Source organism: Variovorax sp. GW821-FHT10C12 (genome assembly GCF_059415405.1).
Genome location: NZ_JBWKNE010000027.1, coordinates 1 through 755 on the forward strand (window position 1 = coordinate 1; position 755 = coordinate 755).

General features: G+C 69.5%; 1 protein-coding gene. It reads left to right on the forward strand.

Annotated elements, in window-relative coordinates:
• A partial coding sequence (locus AC07OH_RS31935; RefSeq protein WP_495303373.1) for a DUF2345 domain-containing protein occupies positions 1-755 on the forward strand: 755 nt, incomplete at both ends.

Below are 755 nucleotides of genomic sequence, written 5' to 3' on the forward strand. Positions count from 1 at the left end.
GCCCTGCGCGGCGGCAAGGGCGTGCTGCTGAGCACGTACCACGGCGCAGGCGGCCAGAAGCTGGAGCCCGTGGGCGACTTCGCCGCCGGCATGGCGCTGCTCAAGCAGGTACAGCAACTGGGCCAGGCCCTGAGCGATGCGGCCAAGACCCACGAGACCGTGCAGATGGCCGGGCACATCGGGGCCGGCAAGGCCAACGAATCTCAGCTGGACAAGGAACGCGCGCCCTACGCCGCGATGGAGCGCACCGCCAGCGGCATGGTGACGGCCGATGCGCTCGACACGGCCTACGCCGATGCAGCAGACAAGGCCATCGCCACGGGTGAAGGCAAGGTGCCGCACACGAGCGACGCCGTGATCGCACTGGCCGCACGCGGAGGGCTGGCGATGGTGGCGGGTCAGCAGCTGCAGGTCGTCAGCGGCGAGACCGCCACGCTGGCCAGCGGCGGGGACATCAACCTGGCACTGGCCGACGTGCTGCGCGTGCACAGCGGCCAGGCCATCGGCGTGCTGGCCGGGGCGCAGAAGGCCGATGCCGACACGGGCCTGTCGGTCATCGCAGGCAACGACGACCTGGACTTCCAGGCGCAGCACGACGAATTGCGCGTGCAGGCCAAGGACGCGCTGAAGATCGCGAGCACCGATCAGACGGTGGAGTTCGCGGCCAAGAAGAAGATCCGCATCGCGACGGCGCAGGGCGCGTCGATCACGCTGCAGGATGGGGACATCACGTTCGAGTGCCCGGGGAAGATCAC